Raw genomic sequence first — 20,223 nt, forward strand, 5'->3', positions numbered from 1 at the left:
CGACCGCCGCGTCGCGCCCGGGCGCCTGCGCGCCCTCGGGCGCACGCCTCCGTCGACCCCCGTCCAGCGCCCGGCGTACACTCGTCACCATGACGACGCGCGCGCCGGCGGGGTACGAGGCAGATCAGCGGCGAGACGACCTGTCCGCGTACGCGCGGTACCTGTCCGCGATGGACGCGTCGATGCGCCAGAAGGTCGCGCTCACGGCAGCGCACCTCCTGTGCGAGGGCCGCGTCGCCGACATGGGCATGGGCTCGGGGCAGGGCAGCGCCGCGCTGGCCCAGCTCTACCCGCGCCTCGAGGTCATCGGCGTCGACATCGATCCGACGGTCGTCGAGCTCGCGCGCCGCGCTCATCAGCACCCGAACCTGGGCTTTCAGCTGGGCGACATCGCCAGGACGGTATTCCCGCCCGAGAGCCTCGACGGGATCTTCGACTCGTCGGTGCTCCACCACGTCACCTCGTACGGGGGCTACCGCCACGCGAACGCCGCGGAAGCGCTGGCGGCGCAGGTGGAGCAGCTCTCGCCGGGCGGGGTGCTCGTGGTGAGGGACTTCGTCGATCCCGGGCCGGAGACGGTGTTTCTGGACGTGCCCGCCGAGGACGGCGACGACGGCCGCGATCCCCGCAGCGCCTCGACGGCGGCCCTGCTCGAGCGGTTCGCGGGTGAGTTTCGCTCGCTCTCGCCGGAGCCGGGGTTCCCGCTGGCGCGCGCCGCGGGCGAGCCCTCCGGCGCGCTCCCCGCGCCGCGCCCGGGGTGGCGCCGGTATCGGCTCGCCCACAAGCATGCTGTCGAGTTCGTGTTGAGGAAGGATTACCGCGCTGACTGGGAGGCCGAGGTCAAGGAGGAGTACACCTATTTTTCTCAAGCGCAGTTCGAGGCGCTCTTCGCCCGGCTCGGCCTGCGCGTGCTGTCGTCGACGCCGCTGCGCAACCCCTGGATCGTGCGGAACAGGTTCGTCGGTCGCTTCGAGCTCCGGGACACCACGGGCGCCCGACTGCCTTATCCGCCTACCAACTACCTGATCGTCGGAGAGAAGGTGAAGGCCGGTCAAGGGGTCGCGTTCCGGCTCGCGCCTGCGGAGAGCGCACGGCAGTTCTTGCGGATCGAGCACCACCAGGATCGGGCGACAGGGCAGGTGTTCGACCTGGCGGCGCGGCCGCACCCCACGCTGGACATCGTGCCGTTCTTCTTCGCGGGTGAGACGGCGTATGTGCTGGCGCGGACCAGCTATCCGCGGCCGATCGCGCGCGCCTGCCGCGAGGAGACGCCTCCCCTCGACGGCAGCGGGCCGGCGGACTACCTGGCCGAGCCGATCGCGGTCGTGCAGACCGAGTTCCCGGTCGGGCACACGGTCGAGCACGCGCTGGAGCGGGCGGCCGGGGTGCGGGCGGCGGCGATCCAGCGCATGATCCCGGGCACGACGTACTACCCGTCGCCGGGCGGCATCCTCGAAGAGGTGCGCTCGATGCTGGTGGAGGTCGAGCCCACGTTCGTGAACGCGCCCTCGGAGAACGTGTCGGGGTTCGGCACCTCGGGGCGCATCCGCGCCATCGAGGCGCGCCAGCTCCTCCGCGCCGCGCAGGTCGGCGGCCTGCCCGACGCGCGGCTCGAGCTGAACGTCTACGACCTCCTGGCGCGCTTCGGCCTGCCGTTCGGGCCGTGGATCGGCGACGAGATCCCGCTCGCGGCGGGCGCCGCGGGCGTCGCTTGCGGTGCCGGCGACGGCGGCGTGGCCGCCGTGCGGCCGACGTCGCTCGCCGCGCTGCTCGGGCGCCCGAGCCGCCGGAGGTTCTCGCGGGTGGACCCGAGCGCCAGCGCGGGGTTCCTCGAGGTGCGGCGCGCGCGCTTCGAGGAGCTGACCGCGGACGGCGGCGTGGTGGCCGCGCGGGAGCTGGAGTACGTGGTGCCTCGGCCGCTCGGGGTGCTCACGGTCTCGACGGCGCTGCTCGCGCGGGCGCCGTCGGGGGAGATCGTGCTCGGCGTGGACGACCACGATCTGCCGGCCGCCCAGAGCTTCTCGGGCGACAGCGGCATCCTTGTCGCGCCGGCGTGGCGGCTGCCGCGGAGCGTGAGCGCGCTTTCGGCCGCCGAGGCGTTCGTGCGCGAGCGCCTGGAGGCCGAGTACGGCGTTCGGGTGGGGGCGGCCGTCGAGCTCGGCGGGGCCTACCGCCCTTCGGCAGGGCTGACCCCGGAGCTGGTCCAGCCGCTCGCCTTCGTCGTCACCGCGGCGCCTGCCTCGGCCGGCGCGCCCGCCTCGGCTGCCGCCATGCCCGAGGTCGCGCCGGGGTCCGATGCCGCTCGGCGGCTCTCGTGGGTGCCGCTCATCGAGCTCGTCGCGGGGCGAGAGCGCCTGCCGGACGGCCACCTCCGCGTCGCGGCCCTGCGCGCGGCGCACGCGCTCGGCCTGGCGATCGCGCCGCCCCACCCGCGGTGACCCGCGGCGGGCTTACCTGAGCGCTTCCTCGAACATGTTCGTGTTGCCTGTCTGGTACGACATCTCGAACCTGACCCTGGAGATCTTCCAGCCGCCTGCGTGCCTGGCGAGCTCATAGCGGTAGTGGCCCGCGACCAGCCAGTCCTCGCCGCCCGGCGCGCGCGCGAACCGATGGTAGGCGCGGACATGGCACTCCACCGAGGCGTGCTCTCCTTTCACCTCGATATCGAGGGGGCCGAGGAAATGTTGTGATGCGTCGATCGCGTCGTGAAACTTGCTCCAGCCCGCGAGCAGATCGTCCGTCTTCTGCTCCTGCGGCTCGCCCCCGAAGACCGACGTGAAATCGGCCACCACGACGTCGGCATAGAGGCCGCGGAGCTCGGTCCAGCGCCGCTTATCGATGTGGTGGGCGATCCGGACTACGACATTCTGGATCGCCTGCACGTCATTCGACTCTCGCGTCATGGTCGTCCTTTCGTCGCGTGGAGCAGGAGGCGCCGTGCTCCGTGGTGAGCTCTCTCGAGCCATTCCTTGTCGGAGGAGAGAGGCGGTTAGCATGGACGTAAAATGGCGAGAAGGGCCCCGCCCCTCGCCGTCTGGGGTTCGGCATCGTTCGAGGGAGGCTGTCGACCCGGAGCGCCGCCGGGGTGGGCCCATGAAGCCCAGCGAGCTGCGGTGTCGATGACGCGCTGGTGGCCCCCTGATGCTTGGACCCCGCAACCGCGCTCGGCGGACGGCGGTTTCGAGGCCTCAGCGGCGCCGCCAGCGGGCGCGCGAACATGCCGTATCTGCGGGCGCCGCCCGCGCGCGCGAGGAGATCCGGGCCTCCGCGGCGGCTGGCACGCCGGGCGCTTACCGCGACGCACATCGCCGGCTCGCCGGCCGCTCCCCGCGGCGCACAGCGGGGCGGAAGACCCCATGGAACTCATGAGCAATTCCCTGAAGATCCCGATGCCCGGCGCCGCGCCGACGGACCTCGCGAGCCGGAGCAGGAGGCTCGGGTGGAGCGCGCGCGCCGATGCCGGGAGGGCCCGATCGTTCGTCGCCCTGCGCGGGCGCATGCTCGCGAGCCCGAGCCTGGCCGGGGCGCTCCATTTCATGCAGGTGACGAACCGCCCCTGGGAGCCCCATGAGCTCAGGGCGTGGCTCGACAATCACGTGATCGCTCCGGGGTGGATGAGGCCCCCGCGCGCGGTGCGCGAGCCGGGCGCGGAGACCGTGGCGCTCGGCGAGCTGGACGAGCGCCCCGAGGCGGTCGCGGTGCTCACCGGGCGCGCGCGCCGGCGCGTGGGGAGCGCGCTGCTCGACTTCGTGGCACCGGACCCCGAGGGGAAGTTTCTTCGTGCAGCGCTGTACAGCGCGCGCGTCCGCTGGGCCGCGGTGGGCGACCGATCCGGCTGGCTGCCGGCGCCGCGCGAGAGCGACTTCCTGAGCGACGTCGTGCTCAGCCTCTTCGCCGCGGCGATCCTCTCGGGCCCGGACATCTATCAGCGCCACATGACCGTCTGCTCGCACTGCGGGCGCGTCGCGTTTGCCCAGGAGGCGCGGCCGTCCACCGCGGCCTGCCCGCGCTGCGACGGCGAGGTCCGGTGGCGCGTCCCCCTGGCCGGAGCGGGCCGGCGCCGCGGCGGCGGCGGGACCGGCGAAGAGCGCGCATGAGCGGCGCCCGCGGCGCCTCGCCAGCGGGTGGTCCTTGTGTAAATTATTGGAATAATTATTGTTTATGGCTCATGGCAGCGCGACGTACGCGACCGCCTGGTCCCTCAACCACGTGCGTTGCCGGCGCACGAAGGTGCGTGTGGCGCGCACGATGGCCGGCGCGAGCTCGTCGGCCGGCAGGCGCCCTTCCAGGTGCTCCCGCACCTGCCGGTAGCCGACGGAGCCCATCGCCCGCGCGTCGCCGTAGCCGCGGGAGAGGAGCGAGCGGACCTCGTCCACCCAGCCCTGCTCGAGCCACCCGGCGACGCGGGCCTCAATGCGATGGTCGAGCTCGGCGCGGTCCCGGTGCACCGCGAGCAGGCGCGCGGCGTGCCGGCGCTCCCGGAAGCCGTGCTCCGCGTGCCACGCGCTCTGCGTCCGGCCCGAGCGCTCGTAGATCTCGAGCGCCCGGCTGACCCGCACGAGGTCGTTGGGCGCGAGGCGGGCCGCGCTCTCCGGATCCACGGCGGCGAGGCGCGCGTGGAGCGCGGCGCGCCCCTCGGCGTCGGCGAGCGCGCGGTGGCGCGCGCGCGCCTCGGGATCGGCGGGCGGCGCGGGCGACAGGCCGAGCACGAGCGCCTTCACCCAGAGGAACGTGCCGCCGCAGACGACGGGGACCCGGCCGCGGCCGCGGATGTCGTCGATCGCCGCCTCGGCGAGCTCCGCGAAGCGCTGGGCGTCGATCGCTTGCAGCGGATCGACCGCGTCGACCAGGTGGTGCGCCGCGCGCGCGCGCTCGGCGGGCGTCGGCTTCCCGGAGCCGAGGTCGAATTCCCGGTAGATCTGCACGCTGTCGGCGCTCACCACCTCGCCGCCGAACCGCTCCGCGAGCCGGATGGCGAGCTCGGTCTTGCCGCTCGCCGTCGGGCCGACCACGACGAGCAGCTCACCCGGCGCCGGCGGCGCGATCGTCTCCCACGACGGCGGCGTGGCCGCGCCTGCGTCCGGGGCGAGCTCGATCGCCGCCTCGCTCACCGCCTCCCCACGCGGTGCTCCAGCTCCGGCCAGCCGACGCGCATCACGATGGGCCGGCCGTGCGGGCAGTGGCCGGCGAAGTCGACCTCGTCGAGCGCCGTGAGCAGCGCCCGCGCCTCCTCCGGCGCCACCGGGTCGCCCGCGCGCAGCGAGCCGTGGCAGGCCATCGTCGCGAGCGCGAGGTCGACCGCGCCCGAGAAGGCGCGCTCGCCCGAGTGGCTGAGCTCGTCCACGAGGTCGCGCACGAGGCGCTCGGGCGCCGCGCGGCGGAGCAGCGTCGGCACCGCGTGCACCGCGAGCTGCGCCGCGCCCGCCGGGCGCACGTCGAGCCCGAGCCGGGTGATCGCCTCCTGCGCCTCCTCGACGAGCGACACCTCCGCGGGGGCGGCCTGGACGATCACCGGGAAGAGCAGCTTCTGCGTGGCGACGTCGCGCCCGTCGAACGACGCGCGCAGGCGGTGGAACGTCACGCGCTCCGCCGCCGCGTGCTGATCGAGGAAGTAGATGCCGTCCGGCCCCTCGCACACGAAGAAGGTGTTGCGCACCTGGGCGAGGAAGCGCAGCGACCGCCAGGCGACCACGCGCTCGGCCGCGGCGAGCACCGGCCCGCTGGCAGTCGGGTAGGGGACGGGCGGCGACCCCGGCGCGGGCGCCGGCGGCTCGCCCGGCCCGCCGCGCGCCGGCAGCCCGCCGCGCGCCGATAGATCGAGCGCCGCGATGTCGGCCCACGCCCCGAGCTGCGCCTGCGCTTCCGGCCCGGCCGGCGCGGCCTGTGCGGCGTTCGCGCGCGCCGGCGGGACGCCGCCGAGGTCGCCGCCGAGGCCCCACGGATCGGCCGGCGGCCCCTGCCGCTCGCCCGATGCGCCCGCGGCGGGCGCCGATGGACCTGCCGCGGGCGCCTCCGCCGCGGGGCCGCTCGACCAGACCCACGCGTCTCCGGGCGGGGACGCCGCGTCCTCGAAGAGCTTGCCCTTGCGGCCCTGGAAGCCGCCGGGGGCCGGCGCGGGCAGGCCGAACGCCGCGGCCACCTGCGCGGCGACGATCTTGTAAAGCGCGTCGGCGACGGCGCGGCCGTCGGCGAAGCGGACCTCGGCCTTCTGGGGGTGGACGTTCACGTCCACGAGCTCGGCAGGCAGATCGATGAACACCGCGCCGATCGGGTACCGGCCCGGCTCGAGGACGCTGCCGTAGGCGAGCGCGATCGAGCGCGCCAGCGAGCGGTCGCGCACGTGCCGGCCGTTCACGAACATCCACAGCCAGCTGGCGCCCGAGCGGGCGCGCTCGGGCCGCGACACGAACGCCTCGACCGTGAGCGGCCCCCGCTGGCCCGCGCACGTCGCGAGCTCCTCGCCCGCGAGCATCGCGCGCGCCCGCTCCGCGCGGCTCGAAGTGCGCAGCCACTCCCGCGCCACGCGCCCGTCGCGCGAGAGGACGAGCGTCACGCCCGGCTCGCCGAGCGCGACCGCCTGCGCGATCTCGGACACGTGCGCCGACTCCGTGCCGACGGCGCGCAGGAACTTGCGCCGCGCGGGGACGTTGAAGAAGAGATCGCGCACCTCGACCACGGTGCCGGCGGCGCACCCGCAGGGGATGACCTGCGCCGCGCCGCCGCCCTCGATCCGGATCTCCGTCCCCTCGGACTCGCCGTCGCGCCGCGTCCGCAGCGAGAAGCGGCTCACCGAGGCGATGCTCGGGAGCGCCTCGCCGCGGAAGCCGAAGCTCTGGATGCTGCGGAGGTCGTCGAGCCGGGCGATCTTGCTCGTGGCGTGGCGGAGCACCGCGAGCGAGGCGTCCTCGCGGCTCATCCCGCGCCCGTCGTCCGCGACGCGCACCAGGCCGACGCCGCCCCCCTCGATGTCGATGCGGATGCGGCGCGCGCCCGCGTCGAGCGCGTTCTCGACGAGCTCCTTCACGACGCTCGCCGGCCGCTCGACCACCTCGCCCGCCGCGATCTGGTTGGCGAGGTCGTCCGGGAGGATGGCGACCCGCCGCTCTTCGACCTGCGCCTGCGTGAGCGTCGATCGAGGATCCGCGCCGGCGATCCTCTCCGCGGTGCTCATGGCTCGTCGCCGGGGTCGACCGCCCGGGCGACGGCCTGGAAGTACATCTTGGTGCGCTCCCGCGTCAGCGCCACGGCGGCGGAGCCGAGGATGGCCAGCTCGAAGATCACGAAGCGCACCCGCTCGGCGGTCCACCAGAGCCCGGTGTTCGTGAGGCCCGCGCGCTCGGGGATGTCCGGCGGGAGGAGCGCCCCCGCCTGCGCCACCATGTCGATCCAGGCGCCGCGGACGCCCCGCGTGAGCGCGTACTCGACCGCGGCGAAGGCCAGGTTGGCGACGAGGACCTGGAGGACGAAGCCGCGCGTGCCGGGCCGCCCGCCGAGCGCCAGCCCGCTCGCGACGACGAGCAGCCCGCCGAGGAGCAGCTTCCCGATGCTGAGGGGGAAGGAGACGTCCTGGTACAGGCTCAGCGCGCGCGCCTGCGCGGCCTCGAGCACGAGGAACGTGAACTGGAACGGATCCCCCTGGTCGCGCGCTTGCTCGGCCACGGCCATGACGTCGGGGGCCATGCCGGCGCGCAGGTACATGGCCGTCCCGCACCCGGCCATGAAGCCGCGCACGCCGATGAGCCAGGTGAGCAGCATGGTGGCCACCAGGTACCAGGGGCGCAGCGAGCGCGGGCGCGGAGGGCGGTGCGAGTCCACGTGGAGGAGGCTGGCGTGTAGCACGTTCTCCGATCTCGCGCGCTCTCTTCCTTACCCGCGGATCGCGGAGCGGGTAGCCTCCGGATCGCGAAGCGCCCGCGCGCCTGCGCGCCGGCACAGGTGGCGCGGTGCGGCGGGGCTGTACTAGAACTTCGAGGACGAGGTCCGGGTGGCGAAGAGCAAGAGCGAGCCGCGAGCGAAGCGAACGAAGGGGACCGGAGCGCCCCAGCCCGACGGGGTGGCGAAGGCGGGGCCCCAGGCCGGAGCGGAGGGTGAAGGCGCGGACCTCCGGCCCGACTCGGACGCGGCCCCCCGGCCCGCCGCGAAGCGCCGCGCGCGCTCCACCGCGAAGGAAGGCGGGCGCGCGCGCGGCGGCGAAGCGCAGCCCGCGGCGAGCAAGGACGGCGGGCGCGCGCGCGGCGGCGAAGCGCAGCCCGCGGAGAGCGACGACGAGGGCCCGCGCGAGGACGACGAGGCGGACGGCGCGCCCGAGAGCGGCGCCGCGAGGACGGGCGACGTCGACGAGGGGGACGTCGTGGAGGTCGTCGGCGAGGTGATCGACGACGCGGGCGTCGATCTGAACGACATCGAGCTCCCGCGGTCCGCGCGGGCCAGCGGCGGCGAGGGCCGCGGCAGCGGCGACGTCGCGCTGTCGCGCACGGACCCGCTGCAGGCTTACCTGCGCGAGGTGCAGCGCCACGCGCTGCTCACGCCGGACGAGGAGAAGGAGCTGACGATCAAGTACACGAAGACGCAGGACGTCGCGACCGCCGCGCGGCTCGTGACGGCGAACCTGCGGCTCGTGGTCAAGCTCGCGTACGAGTACCGGCGCGCCTACAAGAACATCATGGACCTCATCCAGGAGGGGAACATCGGCCTGATGCAGGCCGTGAAGCGCTACGACCCGTACCGCGGCGTGAAGCTCTCCTCCTACGCGGCCTGGTGGATCCGCGCGTACATCCTCCGCTTCATCCTCAACAACTGGCGCCTCGTGAAGCTCGGCACGACGCAGGCGCAGCGGAAGCTCTTCTTCAACCTCAACAAGGAGAAGGCGAAGCTCTCGGCGATGGGCATCGAGCCCACGGCGGCGGAGATCGCGAAGCGCCTGTCGGTCGAGGAGAAGGAGGTCGTCGACATGGACCGCCGCCTCGCGAGCGGCGAGGCCTCGCTCGACGCCCCGGTCGGCGATCTCGAGGGCCGGACGATCCCGCGCGTCGAGCTGCTCGTGTCGTCGGGGGCCAGCCCGGACACCGCGTTCGAGGCGAGCGAGATGGGCATGCTCGTCCACGATCGGCTCTCGAAGTTCCGCGAGACGCTGAAGGGCAAGGACGTGATCATCTTCGACAAGCGCATGGCCGCGGAGGACCCGCTCACGCTCCAGGAGCTCGGCAACGAGTTCGGCATCTCGCGCGAGCGCGTGCGCCAGCTCGAGGCGCGGCTCCAGTCCAAGCTGCGGACGTACCTCCAGGAGGAGCTCGGCGACGCCGTCGAGATGGACTAGGCCGTGTCGAGCGGCGGCGAGCAGGGCGGGTCGAGCGACCGCGGGTGCCTCTACGTGGTGGCGACGCCGATCGGCAACCTCGGCGACATCACGCTGCGCGCGGTCGAGACGCTGCGCGGGGCGGACCGGATCCTCGCGGAGGACACGCGGCGGGCCCGGGCGCTCCTCGGCCACCTCGGCGTCTCGGGCAAGCCGGTCGACCGGTTCGACGCGCACGCCTCGGAGGCGGACGCGGCGCGCGCGGCCGCGCGGCTCGCGGCGGGCGAGTCGATCGCCTTCATGACCGACGCCGGCACGCCGGTCGTGAGCGATCCGGGGACGGCGCTCGTGCGCGCGGCCACGGAGGCGGGGGCGCGCGTCGTGGCGATCCCCGGGCCGAGCGCGGTCATGGTGGCGGTGAGCGCGTCGGGGCTCGTGACGGGGGGCTTCCGCTTCGTCGGGTTCCTGCCCCGCGGCGGGCGCGAGCGGCGCGAGGCGCTGGCCCTCGTCACGTCGACGCCGGAGGCGGTGGTGCTGTTCGAGTCGCCGAGGCGCTTCCGCGAGACGCTCGCCGAGCTCGCCGAGCGGATGCCCGGGCGGCGCGCCGTCGTTGCGCGCGAGCTGACGAAGGTGCACGAGGAGATCCTGAGCGGCAGCGTGGAGGAGCTCGCGGCGATCGAGCGGGAGTGGCTCGGGGAGATCACGCTCGTGCTCGCGCCCGCGGCGCCGGCGGCGGAGGGCGCGCGCCCGAGCGACGAGGAGCTCGACGCGCGCATCGATCGGGAGCTCGCCCAGGGGAGGCGGGCCAAGCACATCGCCGAGGAGCTGTCGGTGGAGCTCGGGCTACCGCGGCGCGAGATCTACGCGCGGGCGGTGGCGCGGCGGGGAGAGCCGAACCGGTAGAGCGCTCACGTGTGCCGGCCCTGCCCTCGCGCCTTCAGGGCGTCGACCGCGTGCTTGACCTCCTGGGCGCGATCGCGCGGCACGATGAGCAGCGCGTCGTCGGTCTCGACCACCACGAGGCCCTCCACGCCGACGAGCGCGATCACCCGGCGATCGTCGGGCGCGGCGCGCGCGCGCAGATCGACCACGTGGTTGCCGTGCGCGTCGATCAGCACCGACCCCGCGGGCGCGCTGTTGCCTCGCTCGTCCTTGTCGGCGAGCTCCCAGGCGCTCTGCCAGCTGCCCACGTCGCTCCAGCCGAAGTCGCCGGGCACCACGGCGAGCCCGGCGACGTGCTCCATCACGCCGTGGTCGATGCTGACGGCCGGGAGGCCCGGGAACACCCGCAGGACGGTCTCCGCCTCGGCGCCCGGGCCGAGCGCGGCGGCGCGGTCGATCTCGTCGAGCCCCGCGGCGAGCGCCGGCAGGTGGGCGCGGATCGCGGCCAGCATGTCGCCCGCGCGGAAGATGAACATCCCCGCGTTCCAGAGGAAGCGGCCGCTCGCCACGAACTCCGCGGCGCGCTCGTGGCTCGGCTTCTCGACGAAGCGCCGCACGCGGCGGGGCTGCGCGGGCGCCGCGCCCTCCGCCCCGGCGGCCTCCTCCACCTCGATGTAGCCGAAGCCCGTCTCCGGGTGCGTCGGGCGGACGCCGATCGTCGTGATCGCGCCGCCCTGGGCCGAGGCGACGGCGGCCCCCAGCGCCTCGACGAAGCGCGGCACGTCGGCGATGTGGTGGTCGCTCGGGAGCACGACGACGACCGCCTCGGGGTCGTCGCGCGCGATGGTGGCGGCCGCCCAGCCGATGCACGGCGCCGTGTTGCGCGGCGCCGGCTCGACCAGCAGGCGCCGCTCGGACACCTCGGGCAGCGCCGCGCGGGTGGGCGCGACCAGGTGCTGGCCGGTCGCGATCCAGACGCGCTCCCAGCCCGCGCGCCCGCCGCGGGCGCACAGCGGGAGCGCGCGGCGCGCCGTCGCGGCGAGGAGCGGCTCGCCGCCGAGCAGCGGCAGGAGCTGCTTCGGGCGCGCGGCGCGCGACGCCGGCCAGAAGCGGGTGCCCGCGCCGCCGGCGAGGATCAGGACATGGATGGAGGGGTCGGTCGGGGTCATCGGCGCTTCTCCGCGGTTGGGCGTGCGGTCTGGACGTGCGATCGGGACGTTGAAGAGGGTCGCACGGTTGCGGTGCGGCCGCCGAGGGGCGCTCAGGCGAGGCCGGGCAGCGCGCGCGCGTAGGCCACCATCGCGAGGCCGAGGGGGACGACCCACAGCGAGAGCGCGCCGACGCGCCGCCGCTCGGCGAGGGCGCGGAGCGCGGAGGCCGCCGCGGCGGCGCTCACGAAGGCGGCGAGGAGGCCGAGCGCCACGGCGCCCGCACCTGGCGCCGGGCCGTGGAAAGCGCGCGCCTCGGCGAGCCCCGAGACGAGCAGCGCGGGGAGGCTCAGCGCGAGCGCGAGCTCGACGGCGCGCGCGGGCCGGACGCCGAGCCAGAGCAGCACGACGAGCGCCGCCCCGACCCGCGACGCGCCAGGCAGCGCCGCGACCCCGTGCGCCGCGCCGGCCGCGAGCGCCCCGGCGATCGACGGCGCGTCGGTCTCGTCGCGGCCGTCCCGCCGCGGCGCGAGCGCAGTGCTCGCGAGCGCCGCGCCGGTGGCGAGCAGGCCGAGCCCCACCGCGAGCGGCGCGTCCCGCCACGGCGCGACGTACGGACGGAGCGCCGCCGCGACGATCAGGCTCACGGCGGCGCCCAGCGCGAGCCCCGCCGCGTCGCGCGCCGGCGGCGACGAACTGAAGAGCGACGGCCTCGCGAGCGCCCGGGCGCCCTCGCCGAGCGCGCGGAGGAGCCGCTGCCGCACGGCGAGCGCGAGCGCCGCCGCCGCCGCGAGCGCCTGCGCGGCGAGGACCCAGGCGTCGCCGTCGGCCGCCCGGAGCCAGAGCCGGGCCGCCGCGTCATGCCCGGTCGCCGAGATGGGCAGCGCCTGCGCCGCCCCCTGCACGGCCGCGAGCACCGTCACGTCAACGAGACCCACGCTCGAGCGATATCCCAGCCCCGCGCGTCCTGTCGATCCCGAGCAGCAGCCCCGGCGAGGCCAGGGTCTGCTGGCTTGCCGCGGTTCAGCTTTTCACCTACATAACCACCCCTGGATCCGACCCCTCTCGCCTGAAACGAGGGGGGCGAGCCGAGCGAGGTTCCGCCCGATGTTGATGGCCTACGCCAGCGTTGCCGCGTTCTTTCTGGTGGCGATCGGCTTCATGCTCGGCTCTCTGCTGTTCGGGAGGCTGCTGCGCCCCAACAACATGTACGCCGAGAAGGTCGAGACGTACGAGTGCGGCGAAGCGCCTGTCGGGCCCGCGTGGTTCAACTTCAACCCGCGTTTTTACATCATCGCGCTCGTCTACATCATCTTCGACGTCGAGATAGCGTTCATCTACCCGGTCGCGGCGGTGTTCAAGCGCTGGGTGGACCAGGGCAGCGGGCTCTTCGCGCTGATCGAGATCTTCCTCTTCGTGGCCATCCTGATGCTCGGCTTCGCCTATGTCTGGGTGAAGGGCGATTTCAACTGGATCCGCTCCATCAAGGGGGATCCGCGCGGGGCTCAGAACGTGAGCAGCCGGGCTCGACCGCGCGCGCGGCTCGCGGGCGCGGGCGAAGGCGCGCCGGCGGGCCTCCCGGGTCAGGCGGCGGCCGCCGAGGGAGGTGCGGAGTCATGACATCGAACCTGAACCTGATGGCCCCGCCCCGCGGGTGGGAAGCGAAGTACGAGAGCGACGGCGGCGGCGTCATCACGACGAGCGTCGATCAGACCGTCAACTGGCTGCTCAACTGGGGCCGCTCGAACAGCGTCTGGTACATGCTCTTCGGCCTGGCCTGCTGCGCCATCGAGCTCATGCAGACCGGCGGCCCCCGCGGCGATCTCGAGCGCTTCGGGGCCGCGCCGCGGCCGAGCCCCCGGTCGAGCGATCTGTTCATCATCGCGGGGACGCTGACCTACAAGATGGCGACCCGCGTGAAGCGCCTCTATGACCAGATGTCGGAGCCGCGCTTCGTCATCTCGATGGGCAGCTGCTCGAACTGCGGGGGCCTCTTCCAGTACGCCTACTCGGTCTGCAAGGGCGTGGATCAGATCATCCCGGTCGACGTCTACGTGCCCGGCTGCCCCCCGCGCCCCGAGGCGCTGCTCGAAGGGCTCCTCAAGATCCAGGAGAAGATCAAGAGCGAGCGGGCCCTTGGCCGCCGCGGCGCGACGGGCGGCTGAGCTCTCTCCCCTCGACACCTCCCGGATCTCCCATGTCACCCGAAGCTATCTTCCAGGCGCTCCAGGCGAAGCTCGGCGAAGACGCGGTCTTCGACTTCCACCCCGTGTCCGCGAAAGATCGCGACGCCTGGCTCCAGGTGGCGCCCGCGAAGATCGAGCCCGTGTGCCGGCTCCTGCGCGAGGCGCCGGAGCTCGATTTCGATTACCTGGAGTGCATCACCGGGGTCGACTATCCCGATCTCAAGAAGATCGTCGTCGTCTATCACATCTACTCGTACGCGAAGAAGCACCGGGTCGTCCTGAAGGTGTTCCTCGACCGGGAGAGCCCGGCGGTGTCGACGCTCGTCGACGTCTGGTCGGCGGCGAACTGGCAGGAGCGGGAGTGCTTCGACCTGCTCGGCGTGCGCTTCGAGGGGCACCCCGACCTCCGCCGCCTGCTCCTGCCCGACGACTGGGAGGGGCACCCCCTGCGCAAGGACTGGCAGGAAAAGGCCGAGTACCGCGGCATCCCGACGCAGCGGCCGAACCCCGTCGAGCTCTTCAAGATCAAGCTCCCGAAGAAGGACGCGGAGGCGTCATGAGCCAGGTCATCTTCAGCGTCGACCGCGGGGGCGCGGAGCCGGGCGCCGAGATGGACGACGAGATGACCCTCAACATGGGGCCTCATCACCCGTCGACCCACGGCGTGCTCCGCTTCGTCATCTCGACGGACGGCGAGATCATCCGGAAGGCGGTGCCGGACGTCGGCTACCTGCACCGGAGCATCGAGAAGATCGGCGAGCGCTGCACGTACAGCGGCTTCATGCCGTACACGGATCGCGTCGACTACATCGCCGCGATGTTCGCCAACGAGGCCTGGGCGAGCGCCTGCGAGAAGCTGATGGGCATCGAGGTGCCGAAGCGGGCGCAGTACCTCCGCGTCATCTCCTGCGAGCTCAACCGGATCGGGAGCCACATGATCGCGCTCGGCGCGATGGCGATGGACGTCGGCGCGGTCACGCCCTTCCCGTGGGCGCTGCGAGAGCGGGAGTACATCAACGACTTCATCGAGGAGCTGTGCGGCGCGCGGCTCACCTTCAATTACCACCGCATCGGCGGCGTGTCGTTCGACATGCCGAAGGGGTGGGCCGACAAGGTGAAGCATTGGCTCGACCGCTTCGAGCCGATCATGGTCGAGTTCGACCGGCTCATCAGCCTGAACGACATCTTCATCAAGCGCCTCGCCAACGTCGCCGTGGTCACGGCCGAGGAGGCGAAGGACTGGGGGCTCGTCGGCCCCAACCTGCGCGGGTCCGGGGTGAAATGGGATCTCCGCAAGGAGGACGCCTATTCGGTCTACCCCGAGCTCGAGTTCGACGTGCCCGTGGGCCGAGGGCGCTACGGGACGGTGGGAGACTGCTGGGACCGGTTCTACATCCGTGTCGAGGAGTGCCGCGAGTCGGCGAAGATCCTCCGCCAGGCGCTCGACAAGATCGACGAGCACCCGGAGGACGACATCCTGGGCAAGCTTCCGAAGAAGATGCGGCCCGACGGGGAGGCGTACGCTCGCATCGAGAGCGCCCGCGGCGACATGGGCTGTTACGTCATCGGGCGTGGCGCGGAGGAGGCGTACCGGGCGCGCTTCCGGACAGGGAGCTTCACCGCGATGGCGATGATCGAGGCCAAGAGCCCCGGGCTGTTCCTGGCCGACCTCGTGGCGCTCATCGCGAGCTTCGACGTCGTGGCGCCCGAGATCGACAGGTGAGCGGGCGGCGGGGGAGCGTCAGGGCTCCTCGCCGCCGAGCTCCGGGCACTTCTCGCTGAGGGCCTGGCACTCCGGAGGCGGCTCCGCGGAGGGGTCGAGGGTCGATTCACACGTGAGCGACGTGATGAACTCGATCTGAGCGCCCGTGCACGCCTTGTACTCGGCGACCGTGGCGGTACACCCCGCGAACTGGTCCGTGGGGCACATCCCCTCTTCCGAAGGCTCCTCGGGGTCGTTCATGCACTCTTCCTTGGCGGTAGCGCAGTCGGCGCCGCCGAGCGCGGCTGCGACCAAGCCCGCGAACTCGCACGCGTCCTCCTTCGAGATGTCGCTGGCCGACGCGGCGATCTCGTCGCACACCGCCTGCGATTCCTCGTCCGTCAGGTCGCCGAGCTGCTTGTCATCGAGGTCGCCCCCGAGATCGCCGCCGGTGCCGTCCGTGCCCCCGTCGCCGCCGTTGCCGCCGGTGCCGTCCGTGCCGCCGTTGCCGCCGGTGCCGCCGGTGCCGTCCGTGCCGCCGGTGCCGCTGGTGCTGCTGGTGCCGGAAGGATTGCTCCCCTCGCCATCATCGCCGCACGCAACGAGCGCGAGCCCGACCATCAGCATTCCAAGAAGCTTCATCCGTGTCATTGAGCGCTCCATCATCGAGAATGTTCACCTGAGAGTCCGCGCGGCGCTCGATGACGGCTCCGTAGAAGGAAGCGAGCGGGCTGAATCGTCGACCGGGCAGGCGCGCGGCGCGTGAACATACTACATCCACGATCGATTTTTCCTTCCTCGTCAGAAAAAAAAGACAGCGCCATCCGGCGTGACGATCGCCGCGCGCCGCCGAGGCGCTCTCCCGGCAGCGCGTCTCGGCGTCCGTCATCCCGCGCGCCCGAGGTGATGAAGTAGGCCAGCTCTCTTCGGGCGTGGCATTCCGCGCGAGCTTGATCAGGGGCGCGCGACCGGTGAATCGACGGCGCCCTTGAAGACCCCGAGCCCCGGTCGCACGCGGGGCCCGCTCGACTTCGGCACGGCCTCGATCGAGAGGCCGCCCTCGGGTGTCACGTTGACGCGGCACTCCGCGCCGACGTCGAGCGTCTGCGAGATCTCCTCCCAGGCTGCCTCCACGCCGCGCCGAACCTTGTAGTCCAATATCTCGAGCAGACCGAGACCCAGGACCTCATAGTACCAATCGGAGTCCGCATCGACCTCGAGGTTGCTCGTGACGATGCTGAGCGCGCCGTCAGCGCACACGAAATCCAGATCGAAATCGACGTCCACCTCGGGGTCGGGCAGCCATGTGCTGTAGGCCAGATCGAGGTCGACGTGGGCCGTCGTGCACTCGGCTTCGCTCGCCGGGCAGCCGCGGGTGATCTCCACCGCAGGGCCGTACAGGTTGCCCCAGTACAGGTCCTCCCCGTGCAGCGAGTCACCGACCAGCGCCTCGACCCGGCTCACCAGCTCCTCGTTGGGGATGCCGAACGCCAGCAGAAACTGGGCGGCGGTGTGATTGTAGCCCGCCCAGGCCGGGTGGGCGCGCAGCTCCGCATGGCTGACGGTGAGCGTCGGGGAATGGCCGCCGTCGGTGTCGAGCCAGTGGCAGCTGGAGGCAGACCCGAAGTCGCGATCGAAGACCTCCATGCCGTTCACCAGGAGCGAGAAGCCCTGCACGCAGAGAGCGTCATCGCCCTCCTTGGACAGGGTGATCTGCGTGATGTCCCCGATGTCGTCGATGGAGTCGAGGTTCAGGTCGTACGTGAACGTGCTGCCGCGCTCGAAGTCGTCACGCCCGTAGTCCATGTACGTGATGTTGCCGGACGGCACGGCGCCACCGTTCAGGCGCGCGAACACCGCGTCATCCGTGTTGGCGTCGCTGCGATCGGCCACGCGCACCTCGAGCTGCGCGCGCCAGACTCGAAACCCCCGGCTGTCGCGCGAGAACACGCAGCGCTCCGGCGAGAAGCGCTGGCCGTACTGGTTGTACGCGCGCACACGATAGCAATAGGACGTATCCGGGGTGAGGCCCGAATCGGTGAAGCTGGCTGTCGCGCCCGAGCTCAAGGCGCCAAAGCTGCGCCGCGTTACCCAGCTGGTCGAGCCCCCGCCGCGCCGCTGGAGTTGATAGCCCGTTTCGTAGGGCGAAGAATCGCGGAAGGACAGCGCCACCGTCGTCGCTGTGCGTGTGCCGACGCTGACGCCGGAAGGTGCCGCGGGCGGTTGTGTCGAGGGATCGACTGGGTCGAGCACCGGCCCGCCCTCGCCGGGCGGCGGCAAGGGGGGCAGGGCAAACGCGGTGCCCGTGAGGCTCAGCGCCGCGAGCATCCATCCCAGCGTGGGCGCACCACGCCGTCCCTTCCCTGCTGACATGATGGAAACCGATCGGCTGAAGTGCTGGTTCGAGAACATGGCACAGTCCCCTTCTTTCGAGGATCGCCTCGTGCGACGCGAGCAGACCGTCCCGCTCCCCGCCGGCAACCTGGGCGATGCGATGGTCGCTGCTCATGCAAGCTCGAGACCAGCGAGCGTTGCGGCGCCGACGCGCCACGCCTGAACGCGCTTTTGCGGAGCCTCAATCCTCGCTTGCGGGCAGAGGCGGAGGCGGCGGCAGCGCGCGGGGGGGCTCGAGGCGCGTCGGCTCCGCCTTGCAGTCGATGGTGCGGCCATCGCAGCCACAGACGTTCCCGCCCAGATCCTCGTAGACCGCCGGGGAGCGCTCATCGACGTACCTCACGAGGTCGAGCGGCTCGCACGTGAAGGTCGTCGACGCGAGCCGCACCGTCGCGCCGACGTTGTAGATGCCGGCCGCGGTGCTCCGCTCGATCACGCTGTTCCGGACGAGGGCGTCCGCCTGACCCGTCTCGTTGTTGTAGGCGATGATGCCGTAGCCGTAGCCGTTCCCGCCGTCGAGCGTGCGCCCCAGGGTGTCCGTGATCGTCGTCGAGTCGACGGTCGCGTCCGAGTCGCTGAGGAAGAGGCCGCCGTCCCTGCTCGACTCGATAAGGACGTTGCGCAGGTGCGCGCTCGCGCGCTCGCCGAGGTCGGGCAGCGACTGGACATTGACGCCCCGGCCGACTTCCTCGTTCGACGGCAGCGGCCTCGTGTCGCGCACCACGGTCGAGTCCAGGGTCGCGTCGGCCCCGAAGACGGCGATCCCCATCCCGTAACTGCCTTCCACCGCGCTGCCGCGCACCTGGGCGCTCGAGCGCCGCTGATCGTGCGCGATCTCGAGCCCCGCGCCGTAGTCCGGCGCGCCGGGGAGGATCTCCCGCACGAGGAGGCCGTCGATCTCGACGTCGGAGCCGTTGACGACGACCCCCCTCTCGCGGCTCCGCTCGACGAGGACGTGCCGCAGCGCCACGCGGGCGGGGCGGTCGTCGACGCGGCTCGGCTCGGTGTAGAGGCCCATGCCGTGGCCCGGATCGCCCTCCGTCAGCGCCAGACCCGTGTCGCGCACGACCGTCGCCTCGATGGTCGCCTCCGCGCCGATCATCGCGATGGCGGCGGTGTGGTTCCGCTCCAGGACGCTGCCCCGGACCGTGAGGGTCCCCGGATCGAAGCTCGGGATATGGGTCGCCGCGAGCCCGGTGCCCGGGAGGTCCTCCGCGAGCCAGGCGACGTCGCGGACGACGCTGTCCTCGACGACGCCGTCCGCTCCGGAGAACCGGACCCCGAGCCCCCCGACGCGCTCGATGACGACGGATCGCGCCGTCACGCTCGCGCGGCGCTCGAACGACTCGACCTGCATCGCCATCGCATGGCCGTAGAACGGGTGCCCCCGGTCCCCGGTGGCGAGATCGATATCGCGCAGGACCGTGCCCTCCAGCCTCACGGCGGCGTCCGCCACGACCATGCCAGCGCCCGTTGTGTGCTCCACGAGCGCCCCGCGCACGGTCAGGCTCGTTTCGGACTCCAGGCCCGCGGCGAGGAGGCCGATGTCGCCGGTGTCGTGGATCCAGACCCGCTCGACCAGGACATCGCGCGCGTTCGCCACGCCGAGACCCATGCCCTGCCCGCGGACAGCGAGGTCGTGGATCTCCGTGGCGCTCGCGCCCCTGTCGACCTGGACGGCGATCGCCGCGGGCGGCCCGACGATCTCGACGCGCGCGGGGCACCGGCCCCAGAGGCGCACGGGCTGCCCTGAGATCAGCAGCTCTTCGACATAGCTGCCCTCCGCGATCGCGATCACGGCGCCCTCGGCCGCGCGGTCGATCGCGTCCTGGATCGTCGTCCACGGTCTGGCCTCCGTGCCGTCGCTGTCCGCCCCCGCGTAGGCCGCGTCGACGAACTCGGTCGTCTCGTCGATCGGCGCGCCGCCCCACGGGCCCGTTCCGCACGGAGCGACCTCCCGCCACGCCGCCTCGCCGGGGACGGCCATCTGACCTGGCGGGCCCGCCTCCGCCGGCAGGACGGGCACGCAGCCCTGCGCACCGTCGGGCGTGAAGCCGCTCCCGCACCGCCCGGGCGGGACGCCCGCCGGCTCGCAGCCCTCGCCGGTCTCCACCGCGCCCGGCGGGCACGGGAACGTGGGCCCGGCGTCCGTCCCCGCGCCGTCGTCCGGGTCAAGGCGCTGCACGCACGCCGCGAGCAGGGCGATCTGCAGGAGAGGGAGGGTGATCCGGTGTCGACGCATGGTGCTTCGGTGCCTCGCGGGAACGATACGCCCTCCTCGTCCCCGAGGCGCCTCGGAGATCTGCGTGCGCATGTTGAGCGAAACCTCGCTCAATTGCGCGCGTAGTTGCGCATCGAGGGCCGCATCCTGGGGATGCCGCCCGCGCCCTGGCCGGCGCTCCGCCGGTCCCGGGCTGCGGTCGTGAGCTCGGGCCCCGCGGCATGCGCGTTGCTTGACGGTTGAAGGAACGCGAGCTTCGGGGCTGGAGCGGCGCCGGAAGGCACGCTCGCTGTCCGACGCTCACGGGGTGTCACAGGCGGCATGCCGCCTTGGACCTCAAGGACTCTTCGGAGCGCATCCGAGAGGGCGCGCGCGGTCGTTCGCGAATCATCGCG

Annotated in this window: 17 protein-coding genes; 8 read left to right on the top strand and 9 right to left on the bottom strand. The window is 72.8% G+C overall.

The window, feature by feature from the left end; translation table 11 throughout:
- Positions 1-89: 89 nt before the first annotated feature.
- Entirely contained in the window at positions 90-2,438 is a 2,349-nt protein-coding gene (locus WMF34_RS46215; RefSeq protein WP_437991811.1) for a methyltransferase domain-containing protein, read from the top strand.
- Between the two features lie 12 nt (positions 2,439-2,450).
- Here WMF34_RS46215 and WMF34_RS46220 read toward each other — a convergent pair whose 3' ends face one another.
- Positions 2,451-2,903 carry a nuclear transport factor 2 family protein gene (locus tag WMF34_RS46220; protein ID WP_437991812.1) on the bottom strand — a complete coding sequence of 151 codons (453 nt, stop codon included), beginning with the start codon at positions 2,901-2,903 and terminating at the stop codon, positions 2,451-2,453.
- 462 nt (positions 2,904-3,365) lie between these two features.
- Between WMF34_RS46220 and WMF34_RS46225 the strand changes: the two genes are divergently transcribed.
- Positions 3,366-4,097, top strand: a complete 732-nt coding sequence (locus WMF34_RS46225) for a hypothetical protein (RefSeq protein WP_193790771.1) — start codon at positions 3,366-3,368, stop codon at positions 4,095-4,097.
- Between the two features lie 69 nt (positions 4,098-4,166).
- Here the strand turns inward: WMF34_RS46225 and miaA are convergent, their stop codons facing one another.
- From miaA to WMF34_RS46240, 3 genes are all read right to left on the bottom strand, one after another.
- Positions 4,167-5,045 carry a tRNA (adenosine(37)-N6)-dimethylallyltransferase MiaA gene (gene miaA / locus WMF34_RS46230; RefSeq protein ID WP_437994713.1) on the bottom strand — a complete coding sequence of 293 codons (879 nt, stop codon included), beginning with the start codon at positions 5,043-5,045 and terminating at the stop codon, positions 4,167-4,169.
- Positions 5,046-5,107: 62 nt separating this feature from the next.
- Positions 5,108-7,171, bottom strand: coding sequence for a DNA mismatch repair endonuclease MutL (gene mutL, locus WMF34_RS46235; protein WP_012241663.1), 2,064 nt, complete (start codon positions 7,169-7,171; stop codon positions 5,108-5,110).
- Positions 7,168-7,839, bottom strand: coding sequence for a hypothetical protein (locus WMF34_RS46240; RefSeq protein WP_012241664.1), 672 nt, complete (start codon positions 7,837-7,839; stop codon positions 7,168-7,170). Before WMF34_RS46240 ends, mutL begins: the two co-directional genes overlap by 4 nt.
- Before the next feature lie 145 nt (positions 7,840-7,984).
- Here WMF34_RS46240 and WMF34_RS46245 point away from each other — a divergent pair, with 145 nt between their 5' ends.
- Positions 7,985-9,316: an RNA polymerase factor sigma-32 gene (locus tag WMF34_RS46245; protein WP_437991813.1), complete on the top strand. Its 1,332-nt coding sequence runs from the start codon at positions 7,985-7,987 to the stop codon at positions 9,314-9,316.
- 3 nt (positions 9,317-9,319) lie between these two features.
- Positions 9,320-10,198, top strand: a complete 879-nt coding sequence (gene rsmI, locus WMF34_RS46250; RefSeq protein WP_012241666.1) for a 16S rRNA (cytidine(1402)-2'-O)-methyltransferase — start codon at positions 9,320-9,322, stop codon at positions 10,196-10,198.
- A 5-nt stretch (positions 10,199-10,203) separates the two neighbouring features.
- Here rsmI and WMF34_RS46255 read toward each other — a convergent pair whose 3' ends face one another.
- Together WMF34_RS46255 and WMF34_RS46260 are read right to left on the bottom strand one after the other, a co-directional pair.
- Positions 10,204-11,346, bottom strand: a complete 1,143-nt coding sequence (locus WMF34_RS46255) for a mannose-1-phosphate guanylyltransferase (protein WP_437991814.1) — start codon at positions 11,344-11,346, stop codon at positions 10,204-10,206.
- Positions 11,347-11,438: 92 nt separating this feature from the next.
- Entirely contained in the window at positions 11,439-12,263 is an 825-nt protein-coding gene (locus WMF34_RS46260) for an undecaprenyl-diphosphate phosphatase (protein ID WP_437991815.1), read from the bottom strand.
- A gap of 169 nt (positions 12,264-12,432) precedes the next feature.
- Here WMF34_RS46260 and WMF34_RS46265 point away from each other — a divergent pair, with 169 nt between their 5' ends.
- Genes WMF34_RS46265 through WMF34_RS46280 form a run of 4 tightly spaced genes read left to right on the top strand, consistent with a single transcriptional unit; the run spans position 12,433 to position 15,234 of the window.
- On the top strand, positions 12,433-12,945 hold the full coding sequence (locus WMF34_RS46265) for an NADH-quinone oxidoreductase subunit A (protein WP_437991816.1): 513 nt from the start codon (positions 12,433-12,435) through the stop codon (positions 12,943-12,945).
- A complete protein-coding gene (gene nuoB, locus WMF34_RS46270; RefSeq protein WP_012241670.1) occupies positions 12,942-13,490 on the top strand; it encodes an NADH-quinone oxidoreductase subunit NuoB in 549 nt (182 codons plus the stop codon). Before WMF34_RS46265 ends, nuoB begins: the two co-directional genes overlap by 4 nt.
- Positions 13,491-13,522: 32 nt before the next feature.
- On the top strand, positions 13,523-14,071 hold the full coding sequence (locus WMF34_RS46275; RefSeq protein ID WP_012241671.1) for an NADH-quinone oxidoreductase subunit C: 549 nt from the start codon (positions 13,523-13,525) through the stop codon (positions 14,069-14,071).
- On the top strand, positions 14,068-15,234 hold the full coding sequence (locus tag WMF34_RS46280; RefSeq protein ID WP_437991817.1) for an NADH-quinone oxidoreductase subunit D: 1,167 nt from the start codon (positions 14,068-14,070) through the stop codon (positions 15,232-15,234). Before WMF34_RS46275 ends, WMF34_RS46280 begins: the two co-directional genes overlap by 4 nt.
- 18 nt (positions 15,235-15,252) lie before the next feature.
- Here the strand turns inward: WMF34_RS46280 and WMF34_RS46285 are convergent, their stop codons facing one another.
- The 3 genes from WMF34_RS46285 to WMF34_RS46295 form a co-directional block, all read right to left on the bottom strand.
- The gene (locus WMF34_RS46285) at positions 15,253-15,855 is read right to left on the bottom strand and encodes a hypothetical protein (RefSeq protein WP_437991818.1); all 603 of its coding nucleotides are present in this window, start codon (positions 15,853-15,855) and stop codon (positions 15,253-15,255) included.
- 312 nt (positions 15,856-16,167) lie between these two features.
- Positions 16,168-17,586 carry a fibronectin type III domain-containing protein gene (locus WMF34_RS46290; RefSeq protein ID WP_437991819.1) on the bottom strand — a complete coding sequence of 473 codons (1,419 nt, stop codon included), beginning with the start codon at positions 17,584-17,586 and terminating at the stop codon, positions 16,168-16,170.
- A 202-nt stretch (positions 17,587-17,788) separates the two neighbouring features.
- Positions 17,789-19,849, bottom strand: coding sequence for a hypothetical protein (locus WMF34_RS46295; RefSeq protein WP_437991820.1), 2,061 nt, complete (start codon positions 19,847-19,849; stop codon positions 17,789-17,791).
- Positions 19,850-20,223: the final 374 nt, after the last annotated feature.

The sequence above is a fragment of the Sorangium sp. So ce145 genome (genome assembly GCF_051525985.1).
GTDB lineage: Bacteria > Myxococcota_A > Polyangia > Polyangiales > Polyangiaceae > Sorangium > Sorangium cellulosum_B.

Bases quoted from the DNA above. Each gene is read 5' to 3' on its own strand.
- WMF34_RS46215 (WP_437991811.1), top strand. From the start codon at position 90: ATGACGACGCGCGCGCCGGCGGGGTACGAGGCAGATCAGCGGCGAGAC.
- WMF34_RS46220 (WP_437991812.1), bottom strand. From the start codon at position 2,903: ATGACGCGAGAGTCGAATGACGTGCAGGCGATCCAGAATGTCGTAGTC.
- WMF34_RS46225 (WP_193790771.1), top strand. From the start codon at position 3,366: ATGAGCAATTCCCTGAAGATCCCGATGCCCGGCGCCGCGCCGACGGAC.
- mutL (WP_012241663.1), bottom strand. From the start codon at position 7,171: ATGAGCACCGCGGAGAGGATCGCCGGCGCGGATCCTCGATCGACGCTC.
- WMF34_RS46255 (WP_437991814.1), bottom strand. From the start codon at position 11,346: ATGACCCCGACCGACCCCTCCATCCATGTCCTGATCCTCGCCGGCGGC.
- WMF34_RS46265 (WP_437991816.1), top strand. From the start codon at position 12,433: ATGTTGATGGCCTACGCCAGCGTTGCCGCGTTCTTTCTGGTGGCGATC.
- nuoB (WP_012241670.1), top strand. From the start codon at position 12,942: ATGACATCGAACCTGAACCTGATGGCCCCGCCCCGCGGGTGGGAAGCG.
- WMF34_RS46275 (WP_012241671.1), top strand. From the start codon at position 13,523: ATGTCACCCGAAGCTATCTTCCAGGCGCTCCAGGCGAAGCTCGGCGAA.
- WMF34_RS46280 (WP_437991817.1), top strand. From the start codon at position 14,068: ATGAGCCAGGTCATCTTCAGCGTCGACCGCGGGGGCGCGGAGCCGGGC.
- WMF34_RS46285 (WP_437991818.1), bottom strand. From the start codon at position 15,855: ATGAAGCTTCTTGGAATGCTGATGGTCGGGCTCGCGCTCGTTGCGTGC.
- WMF34_RS46290 (WP_437991819.1), bottom strand. From the start codon at position 17,586: ATGTCAGCAGGGAAGGGACGGCGTGGTGCGCCCACGCTGGGATGGATG.
- WMF34_RS46295 (WP_437991820.1), bottom strand. From the start codon at position 19,849: ATGCGTCGACACCGGATCACCCTCCCTCTCCTGCAGATCGCCCTGCTC.